23 protein-coding genes, 2 tRNA genes, 1 other RNA gene and 1 pseudogene (1 of these 27 running past the window's edge) are annotated in these 23576 nt (G+C 39.7%); 20 read left to right on the top strand and 7 right to left on the bottom strand.

The annotated features are described in order from the left end of the window. Positions 1-124 precede the first annotated feature (124 nt). The 3 genes from CGC63_RS14190 to spoVG all read left to right on the top strand — a co-directional run bounded on the left by CGC63_RS14190 (position 125) and on the right by spoVG (position 2881). Complete coding sequence (locus CGC63_RS14190) at positions 125-1399, top strand: glucose-1-phosphate adenylyltransferase (RefSeq protein WP_003022323.1); 1275 nt, start codon at positions 125-127, stop codon at positions 1397-1399. Then, positions 1396-2511 (top strand): glucose-1-phosphate adenylyltransferase subunit GlgD, encoded by a 1116-nt coding sequence (gene glgD, locus CGC63_RS14185; RefSeq protein ID WP_003022324.1) that lies wholly within the window; start codon positions 1396-1398, stop codon positions 2509-2511. Before CGC63_RS14190 ends, glgD begins: the two co-directional genes overlap by 4 nt. Before the next feature lie 85 nt (positions 2512-2596). Then, on the top strand, positions 2597-2881 hold the full coding sequence (gene spoVG / locus CGC63_RS14180) for a septation regulator SpoVG (RefSeq protein WP_003022325.1): 285 nt from the start codon (positions 2597-2599) through the stop codon (positions 2879-2881). Positions 2882-2940: 59 nt separating this feature from the next. Here spoVG and CGC63_RS14175 read toward each other — a convergent pair whose 3' ends face one another. Further along, positions 2941-3741 (bottom strand): MerR family transcriptional regulator, encoded by an 801-nt coding sequence (locus CGC63_RS14175; protein WP_003022327.1) that lies wholly within the window; start codon positions 3739-3741, stop codon positions 2941-2943. A gap of 81 nt (positions 3742-3822) precedes the next feature. Here CGC63_RS14175 and CGC63_RS14170 point away from each other — a divergent pair, with 81 nt between their 5' ends. From CGC63_RS14170 to CGC63_RS14160, 3 genes are all read left to right on the top strand, one after another. Then, on the top strand, positions 3823-4455 hold the full coding sequence (locus CGC63_RS14170) for a YitT family protein (RefSeq protein ID WP_003022329.1): 633 nt from the start codon (positions 3823-3825) through the stop codon (positions 4453-4455). Positions 4456-4614: 159 nt separating this feature from the next. Continuing rightward, positions 4615-6363 carry an ABC transporter ATP-binding protein gene (locus tag CGC63_RS14165; protein WP_089438712.1) on the top strand — a complete coding sequence of 583 codons (1749 nt, stop codon included), beginning with the start codon at positions 4615-4617 and terminating at the stop codon, positions 6361-6363. Continuing rightward, positions 6341-8083 carry an ABC transporter ATP-binding protein gene (locus CGC63_RS14160; protein WP_003022334.1) on the top strand — a complete coding sequence of 581 codons (1743 nt, stop codon included), beginning with the start codon at positions 6341-6343 and terminating at the stop codon, positions 8081-8083. The genes CGC63_RS14165 and CGC63_RS14160 overlap by 23 nt, the downstream gene beginning before the upstream one ends. A 63-nt stretch (positions 8084-8146) precedes the next feature. Here the strand turns inward: CGC63_RS14160 and CGC63_RS14155 are convergent, their stop codons facing one another. The 3 genes from CGC63_RS14155 to CGC63_RS14145 form a co-directional block, all read right to left on the bottom strand. Next, complete coding sequence (locus CGC63_RS14155) at positions 8147-9526, bottom strand: RsmF rRNA methyltransferase first C-terminal domain-containing protein (protein ID WP_003022336.1); 1380 nt, start codon at positions 9524-9526, stop codon at positions 8147-8149. A gap of 17 nt (positions 9527-9543) precedes the next feature. Continuing rightward, positions 9544-9927: a hypothetical protein gene (locus CGC63_RS14150; protein WP_003022338.1), complete on the bottom strand. Its 384-nt coding sequence runs from the start codon at positions 9925-9927 to the stop codon at positions 9544-9546. A 271-nt stretch (positions 9928-10198) separates the two neighbouring features. Next, positions 10199-10272: transfer RNA gene (locus CGC63_RS14145), tRNA-Pro, on the bottom strand. A gap of 105 nt (positions 10273-10377) precedes the next feature. Here CGC63_RS14145 and CGC63_RS14140 point away from each other — a divergent pair. The 4 genes from CGC63_RS14140 to CGC63_RS14125 all read left to right on the top strand — a co-directional run bounded on the left by CGC63_RS14140 (position 10378) and on the right by CGC63_RS14125 (position 13002). Continuing rightward, entirely contained in the window at positions 10378-11352 is a 975-nt protein-coding gene (locus tag CGC63_RS14140) for a hypothetical protein (RefSeq protein WP_242970498.1), read from the top strand. A gap of 106 nt (positions 11353-11458) precedes the next feature. Then, positions 11459-11544: transfer RNA gene (locus CGC63_RS14135), tRNA-Ser, on the top strand. A 103-nt stretch (positions 11545-11647) separates the two neighbouring features. Continuing rightward, positions 11648-12142: a tRNA adenosine(34) deaminase TadA gene (gene tadA / locus CGC63_RS14130; RefSeq protein ID WP_003022342.1), complete on the top strand. Its 495-nt coding sequence runs from the start codon at positions 11648-11650 to the stop codon at positions 12140-12142. Continuing rightward, positions 12139-13002, top strand: coding sequence for a homocysteine S-methyltransferase family protein (locus CGC63_RS14125; protein WP_003022344.1), 864 nt, complete (start codon positions 12139-12141; stop codon positions 13000-13002). Before tadA ends, CGC63_RS14125 begins: the two co-directional genes overlap by 4 nt. On the opposite strand, the gene CGC63_RS14120 is transcribed toward CGC63_RS14125, so the two are convergent. Both CGC63_RS14120 and ffs read right to left on the bottom strand, forming a co-directional pair. Further along, on the bottom strand, positions 12980-13603 hold the full coding sequence (locus CGC63_RS14120) for a DedA family protein (RefSeq protein ID WP_003022346.1): 624 nt from the start codon (positions 13601-13603) through the stop codon (positions 12980-12982). The genes CGC63_RS14125 and CGC63_RS14120 overlap by 23 nt on opposite strands. 92 nt (positions 13604-13695) lie before the next feature. After that, positions 13696-13958, bottom strand: an RNA gene (gene ffs / locus CGC63_RS14115) — signal recognition particle sRNA large type. 128 nt (positions 13959-14086) lie between these two features. On the opposite strand from ffs, the gene dnaX reads away from it, so the two are divergent. The 8 genes from dnaX to CGC63_RS16030 all read left to right on the top strand — a co-directional run bounded on the left by dnaX (position 14087) and on the right by CGC63_RS16030 (position 21256). Continuing rightward, positions 14087-15703, top strand: a complete 1617-nt coding sequence (dnaX, locus tag CGC63_RS14110) for a DNA polymerase III subunit gamma/tau (protein WP_003022351.1) — start codon at positions 14087-14089, stop codon at positions 15701-15703. A 12-nt stretch (positions 15704-15715) separates the two neighbouring features. Further along, on the top strand, positions 15716-16072 hold the full coding sequence (locus tag CGC63_RS14105; RefSeq protein WP_003022353.1) for a YbaB/EbfC family nucleoid-associated protein: 357 nt from the start codon (positions 15716-15718) through the stop codon (positions 16070-16072). Beyond that, positions 16072-16671 carry a recombination mediator RecR gene (recR, locus tag CGC63_RS14100; protein ID WP_003022355.1) on the top strand — a complete coding sequence of 200 codons (600 nt, stop codon included), beginning with the start codon at positions 16072-16074 and terminating at the stop codon, positions 16669-16671. The genes CGC63_RS14105 and recR overlap by 1 nt, the downstream gene beginning before the upstream one ends. After that, on the top strand, positions 16668-17771 hold the full coding sequence (locus CGC63_RS14095; protein ID WP_003022357.1) for a LacI family DNA-binding transcriptional regulator: 1104 nt from the start codon (positions 16668-16670) through the stop codon (positions 17769-17771). Before recR ends, CGC63_RS14095 begins: the two co-directional genes overlap by 4 nt. 206 nt (positions 17772-17977) lie before the next feature. Then, a complete protein-coding gene (fsa, locus tag CGC63_RS14090) occupies positions 17978-18631 on the top strand; it encodes a fructose-6-phosphate aldolase (RefSeq protein ID WP_009246863.1) in 654 nt (217 codons plus the stop codon). Positions 18632-18716: 85 nt separating this feature from the next. Next, a complete protein-coding gene (locus CGC63_RS14085; RefSeq protein WP_003022362.1) occupies positions 18717-19556 on the top strand; it encodes a transketolase in 840 nt (279 codons plus the stop codon). Continuing rightward, positions 19544-20482 (top strand): transketolase family protein, encoded by a 939-nt coding sequence (locus CGC63_RS14080; protein WP_003022364.1) that lies wholly within the window; start codon positions 19544-19546, stop codon positions 20480-20482. Before CGC63_RS14085 ends, CGC63_RS14080 begins: the two co-directional genes overlap by 13 nt. A gap of 69 nt (positions 20483-20551) precedes the next feature. Then, a complete protein-coding gene (locus tag CGC63_RS16030) occupies positions 20552-21256 on the top strand; it encodes an HD domain-containing protein (protein ID WP_003022366.1) in 705 nt (234 codons plus the stop codon). A 26-nt stretch (positions 21257-21282) separates the two neighbouring features. Here CGC63_RS16030 and yyaC read toward each other — a convergent pair. After that, positions 21283-21801, bottom strand: a pseudogene (gene yyaC, locus CGC63_RS15750) (spore protease YyaC); the annotation flags it as partial. A 162-nt stretch (positions 21802-21963) separates the two neighbouring features. On the opposite strand from yyaC, the gene CGC63_RS14065 reads away from it, so the two are divergent. Both CGC63_RS14065 and CGC63_RS14060 read left to right on the top strand, forming a co-directional pair. Next, a complete protein-coding gene (locus CGC63_RS14065; RefSeq protein ID WP_003022367.1) occupies positions 21964-23061 on the top strand; it encodes a LysM peptidoglycan-binding domain-containing protein in 1098 nt (365 codons plus the stop codon). A gap of 45 nt (positions 23062-23106) precedes the next feature. Further along, positions 23107-23576 carry the 5' end (the start) of a DUF5711 family protein gene (locus tag CGC63_RS14060; protein WP_003022370.1) on the top strand. Its footprint extends 691 nt past the window's final position, so 470 of the gene's 1161 nt are visible here — the first part of the coding sequence; its start codon is at positions 23107-23109; its stop codon lies off the right edge, out of view.

The following is a 23576-nucleotide window of genomic DNA, read 5'->3' as shown; positions in this document are numbered from 1 at the left end:
TAAAGGATAGGTAAAATGTAACAAAAAGTATAAAAATGTCGAAAAAAAATTGGTAAATATGTTCACATTTTAGATGCAGTGTGATATAATGGTAGCATCATAGAAAGATACAAGAGGTGATGGCATGATTAAGAAAGAGATGATTGCGATGCTTCTGGCCGGCGGTCAGGGCAGCAGACTTGGCGTTCTCACTGCAAAGGTAGCAAAACCGGCAGTAACCTTTGGAGGAAAGTACAGAATTATCGACTTTCCACTGAGCAACTGTATCAATTCAGGTGTAGATACAGTTGGTGTACTGACTCAGTACCAGCCTTTGCGTTTGAATACCCATATTGGTATAGGAATCCCATGGGATTTGGATAGAAATGTAGGAGGAGTTTCCATTTTGCCTCCTTATGAAAAGAAAACAAATACAGAATGGTATACAGGTACAGCGAATGCGATTTACCAGAACCTGGCATATATGGAAAATTATAATCCAGATTATGTGTTGATTTTGGGTGGTGACCATATCTACAAAATGGATTATGAAATTATGCTGGATTTCCACAAGGCAAATAAGGCGGACGTGACCATAGCATGTATGCCGGTGCCATGGGAAGAGGCATCCAGATTTGGTTTGGCAATTACAGATGAAACAGGAAGGATTACTGAATTTGAAGAAAAACCTGCGGAGCCTAAGAGTAATCTTGCTTCTATGGGAATTTACATTTTCAGCTGGCCTGTTTTAAAAGAAGCGCTGATTGCCTTAAAAGACCAGTCAGGCTGCGACTTTGGTAAACACATTCTTCCATATTGCAAAGATAAGGGACAGAGATTGTTTGCTTATGAATACAACGGATATTGGAAAGATGTAGGTACCTTAGGTTCTTATTGGGAAGCAAACATGGAGCTCATTGATATTATTCCTGAATTTAATTTATATGAAGAATTCTGGAAAATATACACAAAGGGTGATGTAATTACTCCACAATATATCGCCGCAGACGCTGTTGTAGAAAAGAGTATTATCGGAGAAGGAACAGAGGTTTACGGTGAAGTACATAATTCTGTAATCGGCGCAGGCGTTACCATTAAAAAAGGAGCGGTTATTCGTGACTCCATTATTATGAAAGGGACAATCATCGGAGAACATGATGTGATTGACAAAGCCATTATTGCAGAAAACGTAACAGTGGGTGATAACGTAGTCATGGGTATCGGTGAAGAAGTGCTGAATAAAATTAAACCAAACGTATACTCCTTTGGGCTGGTAACAGTGGGAGCAAATACAGTAATTCCATCCAATGTCAGCATTGGAAAAAATACAGCGGTTGTAGGTGCAACTGCACCTGAGGATTATCCGGACGGAATATTGGACAGCGGAGAAATTTTGAATAAGGAAGGTGAGACAGAATGAGAGCAATAGGTATTATTCTTGCCGGCGGCAATAATTACAGAATGAAAGAATTGTCAAATAAGAGAGCGATTGCAGCTATGCCCGTAGCGGGAAGCTACCGCAGCATCGACTTTGCTCTTAGTAATATGTCAAACTCCCATATTCAAAAGGTAGCAGTATTGACACAGTATAATGCGAGGTCCTTAAACGAGCATTTAAGCTCCTCAAAATGGTGGGATTTCGGAAGAAAACAAGGCGGTTTGTTTACTTTTACTCCTACCATTACACCGGATAACAGCTTTTGGTATCGTGGCACGGCAGATGCCATTTACCAAAATCTGGATTTTCTGAAAAACAGTCATGAGCCGTATGTGGTAATTGCTTCCGGTGATTGTGTGTACAAGCTGGATTATAATAAGGTTTTGGAATATCACATTGCCAAAAGAGCGGATATCACTGTTGTATGTACAGATGTGAACGATGAAGATGCTACTCGTTTTGGCTGTGTTAAAATGAATGAGGACTGCAGAATTGAAGAATTTGATGAAAAACCAATGGTAGCGCAGTCTAATACGGTTTCTACCGGTATTTATGTTATCCGAAGAAGACAGCTTATCGAGTTAATTGAAAAATGCGGTATGGAAGGTCGTTATGACTTTGTTAAAGATATTTTAATCCGTTATAAAAATCTGAAACGTATTTATGGCTATAAGATTAATTCTTATTGGAGCAACATCGCTACGGTAGAGTCTTACTACAAGACAAATATGGATTTCTTGAAGCCGGAAATCAGAGATTATTTCTTCCGTCAGTATCCGGGAGTACAGTCTAAAATTGATGACTTGCCACCGGCAAAATATAATCCGGGTTCATCTGTGAAAAACAGTTTGATTTCCAGCGGATGTATCATCAACGGTACGGTAGAAAATTCTGTATTGTTTAAGAAAGTTTTTGTTGGCAATAATTGTGTGATTAAGAATTCTATTATTTTAAACGATGTATATTTAGGGGATAACACACACATTGAGAACTGTATTGTGGAAAGCAGGGATACTATTCATGCAAATTCCTATTACAGCGGAGAAGACGGTATCAAAATCGTAGTTGAGAGGAATGACCGCTATGTTCTTTAGGCAAAATGCCTGAGTGGAACAGACTCCAAAATAAAAGACAGAAAAATACGACTGCAAAAGGCGGCAATGAAAGGGGAAGGACATTATGAACATCACAGATGTAAGAGTAAGACGTGTAGCAAAGGAAGGCAAAATGAAAGCAGTGGTTTCTATTACCATTGATGAAGAGTTTGTAGTACATGACTTCAAGGTTATTGAAGGCGAAAAAGGACTGTTTATTGCTATGCCAAGCCGCAAGGCAACAGATGGAGAATATAGAGATATCGCACATCCGATTAACTCAGCAACCAGAGAAAAGATACAGAATATTATTCTGGAAAAGTACGAACAAGTATTGGCGGAGGAGCCTGTGGAAGAGGCAGAAAATTAGATATATAGTCTGAGACTGGGGAAGTTCCCCAGTCTTTTTATTCCATAAGAAATTACGCTCTATGAGATTTTTTTAACAGGGAGCTGTAATTGTGTAATATGTTCTGTTTCGTCTGAAGAAATATGAATATCTACCCACAGTAGTTCCAATAATTCACCATGGACAGTGAGATGGTGCTTTTTAGCATATTCTGCCAGTTTCAGTCCCCATTGAGTGCTTTGGGAATAACTGCCTCGGTAGGTGACACAAAGATAGTCTCCTCCGGGAATGAAATTCTCACCTTGCTCGTCAATAAGAAACACAGATTGATAGGAAAGAACTTTTTTATCCTGCAGGGCAGACAGGGAAATCCTGGTTCCAATTTGATTGCTTCCAATGATATACAGTCTGTCTTTGTCCAGGTTAATAAGACGCTCAATCAGAATGTCCATTTCTTCAGCAGCATGATAACCTTCGGACAGATTGTGACAGCGGCGGGGAGGCAGTGTGATTTGTTCAATTTTATAAAGTGGAAGAGTCTGGGCACAGCGTATGGTATTTAGTCGCTGTGCTACATTTTTTTGTAGTTTTTGGAGATACTGCATTTGCTGTTGGATTACTTCTTGTTCTTCTTCTAAAAGTTTTAAGGAAGATGAAGTAGTGTGATTTTCCAAATATTCTCGGATTTGCTCCATAGTAAAGCCTATGGAGCGGAGATCACGGATTACATTTAATCGCCAAATATCATGTATACTGTAATGGCGGTAGCCGGATTCAGAACGCTCTGGCTGTATTAAACCAATTTCTTCGTAATAGCGTATAGAATCAACTCCAATTTTATACAATTTAGAAATTTCTCCGATTTTAAAATACTGTTTCATTATTTATATTCTCCTGCTTGACTCTAGTATAATACTAGAGTTTATAATGGGTTCAGAATTATCAAAAGAAAGGAAAGAAAAATGCGTTCTATTTGGAAAGAAATTAAATTATCTTCTGTTTTGCTTCTGCTGGCGGGAAGTGCCTTGTTGGCTTTTGGGCTTTATAATGTCCATTCTATATCTAATGTTACAGAAGGAGGTATTCTTGGATTGACACTTCTTTTGGAACATTGGTTTGGAATTTCACCATCATTTTCCGGTTTTCTTCTGACGGCATTGTGCTATTTCTTAGGATGGAAAATTTTAGGGAAACGTTTCCTTGTATTTTCCTTTATATCTGCCATAGGATTTTCTGTTTTTTATGGGATTTTTGAACAGTTTGATCCACTGTTTCCTCAAATTGGTGAGATGCCTTTTTTAGCAGCTGTGGTAGGTGCGCTTTTTGTAGGTATTAGTGTGGGAATTTGTGTAAGGGTGGGAGGAGCTCCTACAGGAGATGACGCTCTTGCTATGAGTTTATCTTCGGTACTGCCTGTAGATATTCAGTGGATTTATTTGGCCAGTGACCTTGTTGTGCTTTTCATATCCCTTAGTTATATTCCATTAAATAAAATTTTATATTCCCTTTTGACTGTTCTTTTATCAGGGCAGATTATTGGAATAATACAGAAAATAAGACTTCCTGCATCATTAGGAATGGCGGATATATATTAAAAGCTGTGAGAAAAAGTTGATTGATGATTTATCAATCAGCTTTTTTTATTTTATAGGAAATTGTGTTTTATGTAGTAAAAAACTCTTGACTATACAGTAACTGTATAGTATATGATACCCCCAGATTAAGGAAAAATCAAGAGAGGAGAAAAGGTTCTTATGAAAACAATATTTTCAAAAGTAAAGCTGAAATCAAGGCAAATAATTTTATTGTTTGCACTGGTATTATTGTCAGCGATAGGGCAAATGCTTTTACCATCTTTTTTGGCACAGATGATTAGTCATGGTGTTGCAGAAGGAGAAAATCGTGTAATTTGGATGTATGCAATAATTATGGCAGGTGTTACAGTATTTTCTTGTATTATCAGTTTTTTATCTGTGAAAATAGCATCTTATATTTCTACAGATTTTGCAGCACAACTACGAAATCAAGTTTTTTCTAAAGTGCAGGAATTTTCAGCAGCGGAAATGGATAAATTTGGGACGGCAAGCCTTGTGACAAGAAGCACTTCTGATATTACTAATGTACAGAATTTTTTGACACTGATGCTTCGAATTGGTTTACTTGCACCTATGATGGCTGCAGCAGGACTTATTTTTTCAGCTGCAACAGGAGGTGAAGTCAGTTCAGTACTGTTGATAGCCATTCCTGTCTTACTGATAGCATTAACTGTGATTGTGGTATTGGCTTCTCGCTATTCTATAAGTTTGCGAAAAAAGCTGGATCAGATTAACCGTTTATTTTTAGAGTCTTTGGAAGGGGTACGTGTTATTCGTGCATTTAACAGACAGAAAGCCGAGAGTGAACGTTTTGAGAATGCAAATAGGGATTATGCCGTAACAGCAATGGCAGCAGGTCGTATCACCAGCCTTTTAATGCCTGCCATTAGTGTGATTTTTGGTGTAACTACGGCAGCTGTTTTAGGAATGGGTGCTTATTATGTTAATACAGGTGCTATGGAGGTTGGTTCTCTGGTTGCAAATAGTCAGTACATTAGTATGGTGCTGACTTCAGTGATGATGTTATCGTTAGTAATTATGATGTTTCCAACGAGTTATGCTTGTGCGAAAAGAATTTCTGAAGTTTTAGAAACAGAGAGTTCTATTCGTGATGGAAAATTTTCAATGAAAGAGAAAACTATGCATGCAACAGTAGAATTTCGTCATGTAACATTTGCTTATCCGGGAGCAGATGAACCGATATTGAAAGATATAAGCTTTATATCACGACCGGGAGAAGTAACTGCAATTATAGGAGGAACAGGGCGAGGAAAATCAAGTATTTTAAAATTGATTCCAAGATTATATGATCCAATGTTCGGAGAAGTATTGGTTGATGGTATAAATGCGAAAGAATATCGTACAGAGGATTTACGTTCTATGATTGGATATGTTCCTCAAAAAAATGTACTGTTTTCAGGAAATATCGGAGAAAATCTTAATTTTGGAAAAGAAAATGGTACGGAGGAAGACTGGGAGCAGGCAGCAGGTATTGCATGTGCAGATGAGTTTATAAGTAAAAGAAAGCAAGGATATTATGATATGATTGCACAAGGTGGTACAAATTTGTCAGGAGGACAGAGACAACGTATGGCGATTGCTCGTGCAATGATGAAAAAACCGGAAATTTATGTATTTGATGATAGTTTTTCCGCTTTGGATATGAAAACAGATCGTCAGCTTCGTGAAAATTTAAAAAAGAATATTGGCGATGCAACGGTTATTATGGTAGCGCAGAGGATTAGTACCATTGTGGATGCGGATCGCATTTTGGTAGTAGATGATGGACAGATTGTGGGAAATGGAACACATGAGGAACTGTTAAAGTCTTGTTCTCTTTATCGTGAAATCGCAGAAATACAATTAGGAAAGGAGGCAGATTTGAATGAAAAATGCAATCATATTTAAAAGGCTATTGAAGTATTTGAAGGAATATCGTTTGCGTTTGTGTTTGGTTTTATTATCAGCTGTTATTAGTACTGCATTTATGGTTCTTGCACCATTTCTTGTGGGAAAAGTAACAACAACACTTTTTGCAAGTATAGAGGATGGCGTTTTTTATTGGGAAACTATTTTATGGCTTTTAGCTGCATTAGTTGCACTATATTTTATTTCCCAGACGTTTTCTTTTTTACAGGGATTTGGGATGGCAAAAATTACTGCAAATGTTATGCAGACCATTCGCCGGGAAATTAATGAAAAGATGCATCGCTTGAAACTGAATTATTATGATGTACACACTCATGGTGATATTCTCAGTATTATTACTAATGATGTGGATACTATAAATAATGCAATCAGTCAAAATTTAACAGCAGCAGTAACTCAGGTGACAACTGCGATTGGTGTACTTGTGATGATGTTGTTGATAAGCCCTTCCTTGTCTCTGATTCCGATTATTATGGTACCACTTTCTCTTTTAAGTGCTGCCGGTGTCATGAAGGCGAGTGAAAAGCATTATGGAGAACAGCAGGAACTGCTTGGAAAACTTAATGGGTATGTGGAAGAAATGTATAATGGACAATCTGTTGTTCAGACATTTAACTATCAAGAACGTGCAAAAAAGAGATTTGCACAGTTGAATGACGCATTGAAAAATAGTTCTCGGAAGGCAGAAACCACAGCGGGAGCAATAAGTCCTATTACTACCCTTGTAAACGATTTAGGGTATGTGCTTTGTGCAGCGATTGGATGTCTTTGGGCAATTGCAGGAAAAATTGCAGTGGGAAATGTGCAGGCAATGCTAGAATATACATGGCGTTTTGCAGAACCTTTTTCTGCGATTGCAGGAATGGTAGGAAGTTTTGGTGCGGCAGCGGCAGCAGGTAAACGTATTTTTAGTCTGCTGGATGCAGAAGAGGAAATACCAGATAGCCAGCAATGTATCGTTCCTAATGATTGTAGTGGACGAGTAACATTTGAAAATGTAAAATTTGGATATAGACCGGAGCATTTGTTGATGAATGGTATTAATCTGACAGTGGAACCGGGACAAAAGGTTGCGGTAGTAGGACCGACAGGAGCTGGAAAAACAACATTAATTAACTTATTGATGCGTTTTTACGAAGTAAATGAAGGTGCAATTAAAGTGGATGGCGTTAGAATTACAGATATGAGCAGAGAAGAACTTCGTAACCGATTTGGTATGGTTTTACAGGATACCTGGTTGTTTGAAGGAACCATTGGTGAAAATATCGGATATGCAGAAGATAACATGACAAAAGAGAAAGTGAAAGAAGCAGCAAAATCGGCTTGTGCACATAATTTTATTAAAACACTTCCTGGTGGATATGATATGGTGCTCACAAAAGGTGCAGAAAATATTTCGCAAGGTGAGCGTCAGCTTTTGACCATTGCCCGTGCAATTGCTTCTGATCCGGAAATTATGATTTTAGATGAGGCTACTAGTAATGTAGATACTCACACAGAGGTATTAATTCAAAAAGCAATGGCAGAGCTTATGAAAGGACGTACCAGCTTTGTGATAGCCCATCGATTATCTACAATTCGTGATGCAGATATGATTCTCTACATGGAGGACGGAGATATTAAAGAAGTGGGAAATCATGAGGAATTGATGAAAAAGAATGGGAAATATGCGGCACTTTATATGAGTCAGTTTGGATAATAAGGGTGAAAAAAGGAAACCTGTCTTTCCGGTAAGTAATATAATCCGGAAAGACAGGTTAAATTAATAATGCAGTCTCCATCCAGCAGGGTATTTATTTTTTAGGGTTGTACCTACAATTTTTCCCCAGCCTAAAGGAAAACCGTCAGTGCAAACAAGATGCCACCCTTTTTGAGGAGCTTCCGCCTCACTTAAAATTAAAGTTTCACCTTTCAGATAGCGCATCGCTCTTTCGTCAGAAGAAGACAGGTTTACAATATTATGGAAATCTTCCATCTGTAAAGACATGGCGAAAGGCTGACTAGGCTCAAATCTGTTTTTCTTTAATTCACCTAAGAAAAGTCCGTTGCGAAGGAATTTAATCCCCTTTAAAGAGGCAGTATCTGCTTCTGGAAGATAATAAACGTTTTCATTTCGAATATCAATTCTGTTAAAGTCCAAAGGTTGTGACATATTTTTGAAAAATTCATCTAAAAGCTTTTTAGATGTTTTATCAGGTTTTGTTGTTGGAGTAATTCTACTGGAAACAGAACATCCATTTTTTTTCATGAGAGCAAGAAAATGTCCTTCTCCTTCCATGTGATGAGGAAAAATACGGATACATTTCTTTAGACGAGTATCTTTATTTCCCCAGTCAGGGCAGCCTTTTGTAAAACCTTCATAGTCATCAAGAGTTAAAAGCTCTATTTCAGGGAAATTTTCCAAAATGAAAGAAATCAGTCCCTCGTTTTCGATGGGTGAAAACGTACATGTAGAGTAAAGCAGTTCGCCTCCTGGTTTTAACATGGAAATTGCCTGTGTAGCAATTTCCCTTTGCAGTTTACCGAAAAATTCTGGGCGGGTTTCGTCCCATGTTTTTGCAACATCAGGATCTTTGCGAAACATTCCTTCGCCGGAGCATGGCGCATCTACAAGAATTTTATCAAAAAATTCCGGGAAATATTTTGCCAGCTTTGCGGGTGTTTCATTTGTTACCATAGAATTTTTTATGCCAAATAGCTCCAGATTTCGCAAAAGAGCTTTTGCTCGGGAATTGCTGATGTCATTGGCTACCAGAAATCCGTTTCCTTGAAGCTTTGCACCTAATTCTGTTGCTTTTCCTCCAGGGGCAGCACATAAATCCAGTACGTATTCTCCCGGATTTACAGAAAATCGATTTGCAGGTGTCATGGCACTTGGTTCCTGCAGATAGTAAAGCCCGGCGAAGTAGTAAGGGTGTCGGGACGGTCTGTCATTTTCATCATAGAAAAAGCCATTATCAATCCATGGAATTGGTTCTAAATGAAAAGGGGATATTTTTAAAAATTCTTCAACCGAAATTTTATTAGTATTTACCCGTAAACCGAACTTTCTGGGAAAATCATAGCTTTGTAGAAATGCAGGAAATTCCTCACCCAGCATAGCTTCCATGCGGGATAAAAATTTTTCAGGAAGTTGTTTCATATACGAAGTCCTTTCTGTTAAAAAAGAGTCTTTGCTTCAAGTTTTCTGGAAAAAACTTTTTCTAATAGAAAAGCTACTGTTTCATTAGGGGCTTGTGCACGAAAATCTGCAAGCCATTGCTTTGCTTCAGACAGCATATCTGGAATATCTTCGTGGTTTGTATTACATTTTTCCATTAAGTCAAAAATATCACCAAGATAAATATCAGAATATAAATCCCAGAGCATTTCATGAAATGCGTGTAATTGAAGATAATCTGAAATTAAAGAAAAACGTCTGAAATCGCTAAAAGTCATAGGCAGTTCACCTAGAATTTTTTTGCGATCTTCTGTGCTACAAAGGCTGTAAAAAGTAATTTGTTCTAGTACATTATCTCTATTAAAAAAACTTACTTGTTCCATACGCTATTTTCTCCTATGTGCCATAATGCAAATATTTATAACTCTTTTATTATATAGCGCATTGCAAATGAAATCCAGACAAAACTTGAATAATTATGAAATTACACCAAATTATAACATCTATTAAGTAGATAGGCAAATGTATAATATTCATTCCTGAACAAATTTAATGCGGGAAATGGGGAAGATATTTTGGTAAGAAGGGGAAATTTGAAAAAAGAAAAATGCTGAAATTCTTATAGAATAAGACATTTCAGCATTGTCATGTTAATCGAAGCGACGTGATTCGAACACGCGACCTCTGCGTCCCGAACGCAGCGCTCTACCAAACTGAGCCACGCTTCGTTATTCAGTTGTTACCAACGAAAAATATTATACACATAATATAGGGAATTGTCAATGGAAATATTTATAAGTTCTAAACAAAATCTGCAAACATATATTTTAAAGATGAATAATAAAGAAGAGAGTCAGTGTATTATGTCAGGATACCGCAGGTTTATTGCATATGTATATGAGTATACATACGGAAAGAAGGGAAACGGAAAAGGCTTTATCCGTGTAGAGGCAAAGGACGGACTTTGCAGAATGGATTTTAAGCTTACAGGAATATGCAGTCAGGAATATGTGCCTGCCCGTGTTTACGGATATGTGAGGGAAAGAGGAGAATGTATTGCAATCCTGCTGGGAGAGTGTGATTTGGCGGGAAGCAGCGTGCAGTTTACCTTAGAAATACCGCAGATTAATATAGGGGACAGCTCCTATGGCTTAGGAGATATTAAGGGGCTGGTGATTTTGTGTCGGTCAGGTGAAACTTATGGCAGTGGTTGGGATGAAGAGCCTATTCAACCGGATGCTATTCGCTTTCCAAAAGAAGCAGATACAGATATGCCAATTAAGGAAAGCGAAGAAGAAAAAACAGATATGCAGTCAGAAATAGGAGAACCTGAAATAATTCCTATTATACAGGAAGAAAATATCGAGACAGAACAGGAACAGCCGGCAGAAGAAATCAGTACGCAGCAGGAAATTATATCCGAAGAGGAAGTGGATATAAAACCGAAGGAAAAGCAATCTGTTCTTGAGGCAGAAATAACAGAAACAGAAGAATTTATGCCATTTTCAGACGGCAGTGTACTGGAATGTAAGAGAATTACTCCTATGGATTATCAGCTTTTAGCAAATGAGGACAGGGGTCTTTTAAATAATCAGTTTTTGCGTCATGGATTTTCTCAGTATGGACATTTGCTATTGGGAATAAGACAGGAAGATAACAGGTATATTTTGGGCGTGCCGGGTGTTTATGAAAGGCAAGAAGCTTTAATGGCGGGTATGTTGGGATTTCCCTATTTCAAGGAAACAGGGGAAAGACAGCCGGACGGGAAGCTTCGTGGATATTGGTATCGCGTGGTTCATACAAAATAAAGGAAGGCTTGTCCAACAGAAAAAATTGTTGGGCAGGCTGTTTTCGTTTTAAAGTGTTAAATTTACTTGACCGTATAGAAGAGAAGGTTATATAATATAAGACATTGGAGATATATCGAAGTGGCTGTAACGAGCCGCACTCGAAATGCGGTTGTCCGAAAGGGCACGTGGGTTCGAATCCCACTATCTCCGTTTCAGGAGAGGGGCTGTCGAGTATGATTTTTGTTTCATGCGACAGCCTCTTTTTGTTTTATTTCATACAAAATTCCGCCAGTAGAAACAAAAGGAGATAGAGATGACAGAAGATGAAAGATTTATGCGGGAAGCCAAAAAACAGGCAATGAAAGCGTATGCTCTCAGAGAAGTACCTATCGGCTGTGTGATTGTATATGAGGGGAAAATCATTGCAAGGGGCTATAATCGACGCAATACAGATAAAAATACAGTGTCTCATGCAGAAATAAATGCCATCAGAAAAGCCAGCAAAAAGCTGGGAGACTGGAGATTGGAGGGCTGCACCTTATATGTGACCTTAGAGCCTTGTCAAATGTGCGCCGGAGCGATTATACAGGCAAGAGTGGACAGAGTAGTGATTGGGAGCATGAACCCGAAAGCAGGCTGTGCAGGTTCTGTTTTAAACCTTTTGGAAATGGACGGATTTAATCATAAAGCAGAAGTGACAAGAGGAGTTCTGGAGGAAGAATGCAGTAGCATGCTCAGTGGATTTTTTAAAGAGCTTCGGGAAGAAAAAGCAAAGAAAAAGCAGCAGGAAAGAGAGGGAGCAGTATGACAAGAGAAGAATTCAGAGAATTAATCGGTAGAGAAATTGTTATTTTAGATGGGGCAACAGGTTCAAACCTAATGAAAGCGGGAATGCCCAAAGGAATTTGTACAGAGAAGTGGATTTGTGAAAATCCGCAGCCTCTTATGAACCTTCAAAGCGCATATCAGCAGGCGGGAAGTCAGATTGTTTATGCGCCTACTTTTTCAGCCAATAAAATCAGCCTTGCCAATCATGGATTGGAAAATCAGGTGCATAGCCTGAATAAGCAGCTTGTAGAGATTTCACGCAGCGCAGTGGGAGAAAACTGCATGGTAGCGGGAGATTTGACAACTACCGGAAAACAGGATGCAGAATACGAGACTTTACTGGATGCCTATAAAGAGCAGATTGAGGCACAGCTGGAGGCGGGAGTTGATTTACTTGTGGCAGAAACAATGCTGGGAGTAACAGAGCCTATGGCAGTTTTAGATGCTGCCCGAGAATTGTGCAGCTTACCGGTGTTGTGTACTTTAACGGTAGAGTCAGACGGAAGTCTGTTTTTTGGCGGAAATATCTATGACTCAGCAGAGCTTTTAGAAGAAATGGGAGCAGATGCAGTGGGAATTAACTGCTCCACCGGTCCGGACCAGCTTCTGAGCGTGGTAGAAAATATCAGAAAAAGAATACATATTCCTCTAATCGTAAAGCCAAATGCCGGAAATCCTGTGATTGATGCCATGGGAAATCCTGTGTATTCTATGGGAGCAGAAGAATTTGCACGTCATATCAAACGTCTCATAGATGCCGGAGCAAATCTTGTGGGAGGCTGCTGCGGAACAACTCCTGCTTATATTGAGCAGCTTGTTAAACTGAAGTCTTCTTTTTAAACTGACGGCGCAGGAAAAGGAGAAGTCCCACAAGGGAGAATAAAACAAGGACAATTTTGGCAGCCTGAGAATAGTTGTGGAAATACTGTACTGCTTTTTGCCAGGAGGAACCTGCGGCAGCACCCAGAAAAATCAGAATAAAATTCCAAAGCAGGCTGCCTAAGGTCGTCATAAGAAAAAAAGGTCCTAAGCGCATTTGTGCAATTCCCGCAGGAATAGAGATAAGGCTTCTTACAATGGGGATAAAGCGGCACAGAAATACGGTATAGTTTCCTTTGCTGTCAAACCAGCTTATGGCCTTTTCGATGTCGTGAATGTCCAGATGAAGGGCTTTTCCAACAGGACCGTTTACCAGAGACTGAATTTTTTCCATGGAAAGGACGCTGCCCAATTCATAAAGGAAGATAGCTCCTGCAAGGCTACCTACGGTAGCGGAGACAACGACCCCGGGCAAATTCATTTGGGTAAAGGTGGTCATAAAGCCGCTGAAGGTAAGAATAACTTCAGAAGGGATAGGGGGAAAGATATTTTCAATCATAATGAGAAAGGCAATGCCAAGATAGCCGTAAGTGTTCAGAATTTCTACCAGCAAATCATTCATGAGAAGGTCACCGTTGTTTTTTTCTATGTCTATGCGAAAAGGATGCCGGATATTCGGCGGATATAAAAAGAAAAGTAAAAAGATTATTTTTATCGTGCGCCGCCCATCGAAACTTTTTCATGAACGTTACCTTTACAGTTAACTCGGCCCAGGCACCCTCACGGCACACAGAAGGTTCTGCTTAGTGCTGCTACATTCCTGTCCTGACACGGTTCACAGATTTCTGTTGCGTAAGACCCAAACGTCAACGCCACTTATAAAGGGCAGCTTCACAAAAAGAAGCCCCTCCGTTTGGCAACACCCCTGCTTTAGCGGATTGCAGGTACAGGGCACCGCTATCTCCCCGGCTGCACGATGTTAACAGTATAACGGCTTTTGGAGAAAATGTCAAATATAAGTTGTGAGGTAATATAAAATATTATATAATAGAAAAAGCCTTCTCCATTACACAGAAGGCAGATTAAAAGAAAAAGGAGAATTCACATGGGCTATACAGCTCTTTATCGTAAGTTCCGTCCTCAGGAATTTGAAGATGTAAAGGGGCAGGAGCATATTGTAACCACATTGAAAAATCAGATAAAAGCTGATAGGATTGGGCATGCGTATCTTTTCTGCGGTACGAGAGGTACAGGTAAGACTACCATTGCCAAAATTCTGGCAAGAGCAGTAAACTGCGAGCATCCGGTTGACGGAAGCCCCTGTAATACTTGTAAAACCTGTCGGGCAATTAATGAGGGTACTTCTATGAATGTCATCGAGATTGATGCCGCATCCAATAACGGTGTGGATAATATTCGTGAAATTCGTGAGGAAGTAGCATACCGCCCAACAACAGGTAAATATAAGGTTTATATTATTGACGAGGTGCACATGCTTTCAACAGGAGCTTTTAATGCACTTTTAAAAACCTTGGAGGAACCGCCGTCCTATGTTATTTTTATTTTGGCAACGACAGAAGCGCATAAAATTCCGATTACCATTTTATCCCGTTGTCAGCGCTACGATTTCAGACGAATTACGGCAGACACCATTGCAGCCCGCTTGCAGGAGCTCATGGATAAAGAGGGAAATGATGTTGAGGAAAAGGCAATTCGTTATATTGCCAAGGCAGCGGACGGTTCTATGCGAGATGCCCTTTCTCTTTTAGACCAGTGCATTGCTTTTTATTTAGGAGAAAAACTCACTTATGAGAAGGTTTTAGAGAATTTAGGGGCAGTGGATACACAGGTGTTCAGCCGCATGCTTCGTCAGATTTTGCAGCAGGATACGGCAGGCACAATAAAAACCTTAGATGAAATCATTATTCAGGGAAGAGAACTGGGACAGTTTGTCACAGATTTTATCTGGTATCTGCGTAATTTGCTTTTAATTTCTACCTCCGAGCATCCTGAGGAGGCAGTAGACGCATCAGCAGAAAATTTAGAGAGAATGAAAGAAGAGAGCAGTATGGTAGATGCGGAAACGCTTATGCGTTATATTCGCATTTTTTCGGAGCTTTCCAACCAGATAAAATATGCTTCGCAAAAGAGGGTATTGGTAGAAATTGCGTTGATTAAGCTTTGCCAGCCGGTTATGGAGATGAATTTGGACTCTCTTTACGACAGGGTTCGGGTTCTGGAAGAAAAGCTGAAAAACGGTGTGACAGTACAAAGTTTGCCTACTGAAAATTATGTTCGGACAAGGGCAGAAAATCCAGAGGAACAAATTCTAAAAGAAGAGACGGTAAAGCCGGAAAAAGCAGCGCCGGAGGATTTGCAGTATGTAAAAAAGAACTGGAATGCGATTATTCGTGATACCAAGGGGCTTTTGCAGCAGATGCTTTTGGACTCCATACCCAAGTATGACGGAAATACAGGAGAGCCAATCCTCTATGTGGAATTTCAGAATTTTCTGGCTCAGACCTGTATCGACAATCCCGACAATCTGGAAATGCTGAAAAATGCAGTTCGAAAGAAAATCGGAAAAGAAGTAGAAATAAAAATGATATTGAAAAACAGTGAAACCGGTCACGGAAAAAGCGGACTGGCGGAGATTTCCGTAGATGATTTAATTCATAAAAATATTAACATGGAAATTACAGTAGAAGATATGGAAGAATAGGAGGAATTTATTATGGCAAAAAGAGGAGGATTTCCGGGTGGTATGATGCCGGGAAACATGAACAATTTAATGAAGCAGGCGCAGAAAATGCAGCGTCAGATGGAAGAAAATCAGAAAGCATTAGAAGAAAAGGAATTTACGGCAGCAGCAGGTGGCGGAGCAGTAGAAGTAACTGTTTCCGGCAAAAAAGAAGTGTTAAAAGTAAAATTGGCAGAAGAAGTAGTAGATCCGGATGATATTGAAATGCTGGAGGATTTAATTGTAGCCGCAACAAATGAAGCGCTTCGTAAAATGGAAGAAGAGTCAGCAGCTGTTATGTCAAAATTAACAGGCGGACTTGGCGGCATGGGCGGAGGCTTCCCGTTCTAATGGAATATTACAGCAGTCACATTAACAAATTGATAGAAGAATTTTCAAGGTTGCCGGGCATTGGTGCAAAATCTGCACAGCGCCTGGCGTTCCACGTTTTAAATATGCCTAAGGAGCAGGTGGAGCAGCTTGCCGGCGCAATTACCAATGCCAAAGCAAATGTACAGTATTGTAAATGCTGTTATACTCTCACCGATCAGGAAATATGTCCGATTTGTAAAAACCCCAAGCGCAATCATCAGGTGATTATGGTAGTGGAAAACACCAGAGATTTGGCGGCATACGAAAAAACAGGGAAATTTGACGGTGTTTATCATGTACTTCACGGAGCTATTTCGCCTATGTTGGGAATAGGACCGGATGATATCAAATTAAAAGAGTTAATGCAAAGAATATCGCAAAATGATATAGAAGAAGTAATTATTGCTACAAATTCCAGTTTGGAAGGGGAAACTACGGCAATGTATATCAGCAAACTGATTAAGCCTACGGGAATTAAAGTCAGCCGGATTGCCAGCGGAGTTCCTGTGGGCGGGGATTTGGAATATATTGATGAAGTGACACTTTTAAGAGCCTTAGAGGGCAGAGTGGAGCTATGAGAAAAAAAGTTACGTCAACAGATATTGCGAAAGCAGCGGGAGTTTCTCAGGCAACAGTTTCTATGGTGCTGAATAAGAAATACAATGTATCTTTTTCAAAAGAAACCATAGAAAAAGTGGAGCGGGCTGCCGCCGAGCTTGGGTATACAATTCCGAAAAGACGACAGAGAAAGAATGTGAAGGACAGCAGACTTCTGGTGGTATTTTGTCCAACTCTTACTAATCCCTATTATGTTATGCTGCTTCAAGGGATTGAAACCGTTGCAAAAGAAAATGGTTACGGCGTCTTTGTTTGTAATACGCAAAGGGAACTGAAGTTGGAGGAACAGTATTTGAAAATGATGCACAGTGTTTCTCCGGCAGGGATTATTTATACTTGCAATCCCAGTAATCAATTCATGGAGCAGGTGGAAGAAATTGCCGAAAAAATTCCTTTAGTAATTATCAGTAACAGGGATAAAGTAAAAGTGGATGCTATCAATCAGGATAATACAAAGATTGGAAGCCTCATGGCAAGGCATTTGCTGGAGCTTGGACATCAAAAGGTAGCTTTTATAGCGCCGCCCCTTACAAAGAGACAGGCACAGCGTTTTCGCAGAGTAGAAGGATTTGTTAAGGAATTCGAAAAGGAAAATTTGTCTCAATTTGTGAGTATAAAGGCAGCGGATGATCACTGGGATGAAGTGCTGCCCAGTGTAGACTCGGAATACCGCATTGGCTACAATTTGACAAAAGAGCTTTTAAAGGAACGGCCTGATATCACAGCAATTGCCGGTTTAAATGACATGATTGCTTTTGGTATCATAGATGCTCTGCATGAGGAGAAATACCGGGTTCCGGGAGATGTATCCGTAATCGGATGCGACAATATTATCTTTTCTCGTATGATGCCCATGGCTTTGACTACCATTGAACACTTTGTTCCTTTAAAAGGAAGAGATGCCTGCGACATTATCATGAAAAAGATTGCAACAGATGCGCATTTGTATCAGGAAATTACACCTGTAAGTATTTATCACATTGAATATGAACCCAAATTGATTGTGAGAAAGACAACTTCTTATGTCAGAGCAAGGGAGAAAAAGCAAAAAAATAATTAAATAAAAGCACAAAAATTATTACTAATAATATTGCGCTTGTTGTGTAGCAATAATGAGAATTTGGATAAAAGTGTTAATAAAAATACAGATTATTAGTAAATAAAATTATTGATAATAAAACCGCAGCTTGCATAACCTCATTAAGGGGAGTAAACTGTAAATATCAAATAAAGTTGCCTGTGGGGCGTGATATGGAGGTATTTATTATGAAATTTTTTATTGACACAGCAAAGGTAGAAGATATTAAAAAAGCAAATGACATGGGAGTTATTTGCGGGGTAACTACAAATCCGTCTTTAATTGCCAAAGAAGGAAGAAAATTCGAGGAAGTAATCAAAGAGATTGCGTCTATTGTCGACGGACCAATCAGTGGCGAAGTGAAGGCTACTACAACTTCGGCAGAAGGCATGATTAAAGAAGGACGGGAGATTGCCGCAATTCATCCCAATATGGTTGTGAAAATTCCTATGACAGCAGAGGGTCTAAAAGCAGTCAAGGTATTGACAGCAGAAGGGATTAAAACCAATGTTACTTTGATTTTTACGGCAAATCAGGCGCTTTTGGCAGCCAGAGCAGGGGCAACCTATGTTTCTCCGTTTTTAGGGAGATTGGATGATATTTCCACAAGCGGAGTAGAGCTTATCCGCACAATTTCGGATATGTTTGCTGTTGCAGGCATTGAAACAGAGATTATTGCAGCCAGCGTAAGACACTCTATGCACGTAACAGATTGCGCTCTTGCAGGGGCAGATATTGCTACGGTACCATACAAAGTAATTGAGCAAATGCTGCATCATCCGCTGACAGATGCCGGAATTGAAAAATTTAAAAAAGATTATATTGCGGTATTTGGTGAATAATGCAGGTTGGCATACCGGTTATCATCTGCTATAATGACATGGAAAATCAGATTTTGGATTTTTATTGTATATCAGGAGGAAAGAAATGAACAAGTTAGAACTTCAGAAGATGGCTAACGAAATTCGTAAAGGAATTATAACAGCTGTCCATTCTGCAAAAGCCGGACATCCGGGAGGCTCTTTGTCCGCAACAGAAGTATTCACTTATTTGTACTTTGAAGAAATGAATATTGACCCGAAAAATCCGAAAAAGGCAGACCGTGACCGTTTTGTACTTTCTAAAGGTCATACTGCACCGGGATTATATTCTGCTTTAGCACACAGAGGATATTTTCCGGTAGAGGACTTGGTGACATTACGTCATATTGGTTCTTATCTTCAGGGACATCCGGATATGAAGCACATTCCGGGAGTTGATATGTCCAGCGGCTCCTTGGGACAGGGTATTTCTGCGGCAGTAGGAATGGCGCTTTCAGCTAAATTAAGTGGAGAGTCTTACCGTGTTTATACACTGCTTGGTGACGGTGAAATTCAGGAAGGACAGGTTTGGGAAGCAGCTATGCTTGCAGGACATAGAAAGCTTGATAACCTTACTGTAATTGTAGATAATAACGGGTTACAGATTGACGGAAATATTGAAGACGTATGTTCTCCATATCCGATTGATAAAAAATTTGAAGCTTTTAACTTCCACGTAATCAATGTGGAGGATGGCAATGATTTTGACCAGTTAAAGGCTGCTTTTGACGAAGCAAAGACAGTAAAAGGAATGCCTACGGCGATTATTATGAAGACAGTGAAGGGAAAAGACGTTTCCTTTATGGAAAATAATGCCGGATGGCACGGAAAAGCTCCAAACGATGAAGAATTTGCCATTGCAATGGCTGACTTGGAAAAGGTAGGTGAAGCATTATGTCAGAAGTAAAGAAAATTGCAACCAGAGACAGTTACGGAAATGCGTTGGTAGAGTTAGGAAAAAAATATGAAAATCTGGTAGTTTTGGATGCTGACCTGGCAGGTGCTACAAAGACAGCTACATTCCAGAAGGCTTTCCCGGAACGCCATATTGACTGTGGTATTGCAGAAGGTAATATGGTAGGTGTTGCAGCAGGACTTGCAGCAACAGGAAAGGTTCCTTTTGCAAGCTCCTTTGCTATGTTTGCGGCAGGACGTGCTTATGAGCAGGTTCGTAACTCTGTGGGATATCCACATTTAAATGTAAAAATCGGTGCAACACATGCAGGTATTTCCGTAGGCGAAGACGGCGCAACACACCAGTGTAACGAAGATATCGCTCTTATGAGAACTATTCCCGGCATGGTTATCTTAAATCCATCTGATGATGTAGAGGCAAGAGCGGCAGTGGAGGCTGCTTATCATCATGAAGGACCGGTATATCTGCGTTTCGGAAGACTTGCAGTTCCGGTAATTAATGATAGAGAAGACTACAAATTTGAAATCGGTAAAGGAATTGTATTAAGAGAAGGCAAAGATGTTACAATCTTTGCAACCGGCTTATGCGTAAACGAAGCGTTGCAGGCAGCAGAAAAACTGGCGGCAGACGGTATTGACGCAAAAGTAATCAATATCCATACAATTAAACCGTTAGATGAAGAATTAGTAGTAAAAGCTGCAATGGAGACAGGTAAAGTTGTAACAATAGAGGAACACTCTGTAATCGGAGGTCTTGGCGGTGCTGTTGCAGAAGTTCTCTCTGAGAAAGCGCCTACAAAAATGCTTCGTATCGGAATTAACGATGTGTTCGGCGAGTCCGGGCCGGCGCTTAAATTATTAGAAAAATATGGAATTGATGCAGCAGGCATTTATGAAAAAGTAAAAGCTTTTGTATAAATTTCTGCGTATGAAAAATCCTCGGCTTTTATGCCGGGGATTTTGTGAAATAAAAAGGGGAGTGATACAATGAGAGCGGGTAAAAAAAGAAAAAGGGGGAAGCATACGGCGCTTTCTCCCGGAAATGAGGAATTTTACAGTTATATTAAGGATTTGGTGCATCATCCCTATGTACTGAAAATGAAGAAGTTTCCTCATCACTGTGAGACCAGTTGCTATCAGCACTGCTTGAACGTGGCTTATTATAACTATCGGATTTGCAAGTTTTTTCATTTAGACGCAAGAAGTGCGGCACGTGCCGGAATGCTTCACGATTTATTTTTATACGACTGGAGAGGGCACAGAAAGAAAACCGGGGACCCGGTACATGCTATGACGCATCCTCACAGAGCCCTTCATAATGCAAAGAAATATTTTCATTTAAACCCTTTAGAGGAGGAAATGATTGTAAAACACATGTTTCCTGTGACACCAATTCCTCCCATGCACTGGGAAACCTGGATTATTACTCTTACGGATAAATATTGCGGAACCTGTGAGATTGGGCGTTATTATTATAAAGTCTGGTTCCCGAGAGGCGCGTATGCCTTAATTAAGGGGATTGTGAAAAAAGTATTTGGTCCGGACTATGAATATGAGGACTATGTTCTGCCTTTTGGTAAGGAAGAAGCGGCAGCAGCAGACAGCGGTGTGAATTTTGTAAAGCTTCGAGTGCGTTCGGAAGGCAACTGGAAAAAGGGACCGGCGGGAAACAGACGAGGACCAAAGTATTGACGGTGAGCCAGTAAAATGCCGGAGACAATGGAGTCGGCCATTTGTACCACAGTGGCAAGGCGGGTGCTTTGCAGAAGAAAGTGGTCAAATGCTCCGGCGATATTTACAATTCCGGTGATGGAGATATCGCCCACAGGCGGTAAGCTCTTGTGTACACCTAATCCCGGTTCCAGAGCTCCTTTGGAAACAGTGAGAAAGCCCACGTGGCTTTTTGTTCCTAAAGAAGCGTCAATAGCAATCATAAGACTGTGAGGATGCCGGTTTTTCAGCATGCTTATGGTCTTATTTAAGTTTAAGGCGTGAACAGGCTGCGCAAGAGTTCCATAGATGTAAGTGGACTTTAAAGGCATTTTAGACAGACTGTGTCCCACCAACGGACCAAGGCTGTCTCCTGTAATGCGGTCGCTTCCGATACATAAAATAACTAATTCGTCAAAATTTTTCCTGCATGAGGTAAATAAATCATAAAGCACAGTGCCCAGTTTTGTATCTGCGCCGGAATTTTTATTTTCGATATAGTAAACAGGCTGTGTTTCATTTGGCATAATCTTAAATCCTTTCTTTGTCCTATTGCTGTTATTCTGTCCGTTTCTTTGGAATTTTATCCTGAAAAAAATGTCGTAAAAAAAAGCAGAATAGCCCACCAAATGCGCTAAATTTCGCAACCGGAATATGTTATCCTTTCATTCAAAAAGGGGTGACTGATTATGATAGAGATTGTTTATGAAAAGGAAAAACAAAAGCCTGAGGGAAACGAAGGATATTTTCGTATTCCAAATAACATACGCCAGATAGGGGAAATTACAGGAACACAAAAAATCTATATAGAAGACTATGCGTATACTTATCTTTGTAGAATAGCTACTGAAAATTCTCACAAGGGAATGGCTGCAATTTTAATGGGGCAGTCGAATTGGAAGGATGGAAACTCCTATCTTTTTATAAAAAGTGCAGTAGCTTTGGAAGAAATGGAAGTCAGCGAAGAACATTTGGCGTTTACGCAGGAAATTTGGAACCATGTATATGAGAAGAATAAAGAATATTTTCCGGAGCAGGAGGTAGTGGGCTGGTTTTTATCTATACCGGGGTGTTCTATGGAGCTTCATGAGATTATTTGCCAGACGCACTTAAACCATTTTGGCGGGAACGATAAAATTCTGCTGGTGAGAGAGCCGTTGGAAAAGGAGGAAGCTTTTTATCGCTATGAAGACGGAAAGATGTCAAGGCAGACCGGTTTTTATGTATATTATGAAAAAAATGAGCCTATGAGAAGTTTTTTGATTTCTCAAAATGCCAAACAGGAGAAAAAGACAGAAGAAGTAGACGACTCTGCGGTACATACCTTCCGCAAAAAAGTGGAGATGAAAAGCGAGACAGAAGAAAAATATAAATTTCCGGTATTTAAGACAGTGGGTGTTTGTGCGATGGCAGCTGCACTGGCAGTAGGAGTTCTTTATGCGAATGACTATAAAAAAGAAAAAAGCAGCAAAACCGCTGTTGCCAGCATAAAAGAGAAGGAAGAAGAACCGGTAAAAGTAACACCGGTAAACGGTACACCGGATGAAAACACAAAGTCTGAGGAAACAGAAGAAGTGAAGGAAGAGATTCCCAAAGAAGAAGTTCAAAATTCTCAACCCGCAAATGTATCTGCTCAAAATTCATATATCATTCAGCAGGGAGATACTCTTACAAAAATCAGTATAAAAAATTACGGAAATGCAAAGCGGGTGAAAGAAATCTGTGAATTAAACCAAATACAGGAAAACGATTTGATTTATCCGGGACAAACAATTTTACTACCATAACAATTTGTGCTATACTTATGAAAAATACGATTAAGGAAGAAATTTATGAATGTAAAAAAACATACTTCTGAAAATAATAAAGTAATACAGCTATATAAAAATAAATGGAACCGGAAGTGGTTTATTCCCTTGGGAATACTGATTTTTATATTGATGGTTATTTTAGGCATCAAATATCATGTATATCATAATTATCGCACGCTTGCATCCTCCGGCAATGAAGATACACAATCATCAGGCTATATTCCGTTGGGGGACAGACTTTTGAAATATGGGGATGATGGAGCTTATCTTTTGTCTCAGTCTCACGAAATTCTCTGGAATTATACTTTTGAGATGAGCAATCCTTCTGCGGATGTAAGAGGAGAAAAAGCGGTTATTTATGATAAAAAAGGTACAAAAATGTTTGTCCTGGATAAAAATAAGCCAATATCTGATATGGAGACAAAGTTTCCTATTTTGCAGGCGGAAATTACGGAAAAAGGTTCTGTGGCGGCTGTCTTGCAGGATGGCGA

It is taken from the genome of Blautia hansenii DSM 20583, from assembly GCF_002222595.2.
GTDB lineage: Bacteria > Bacillota > Clostridia > Lachnospirales > Lachnospiraceae > Blautia > Blautia hansenii.
Note: the sequence above shows the minus strand (reverse complement) of the source record. Positions and strands in the feature narration are given on the sequence as shown.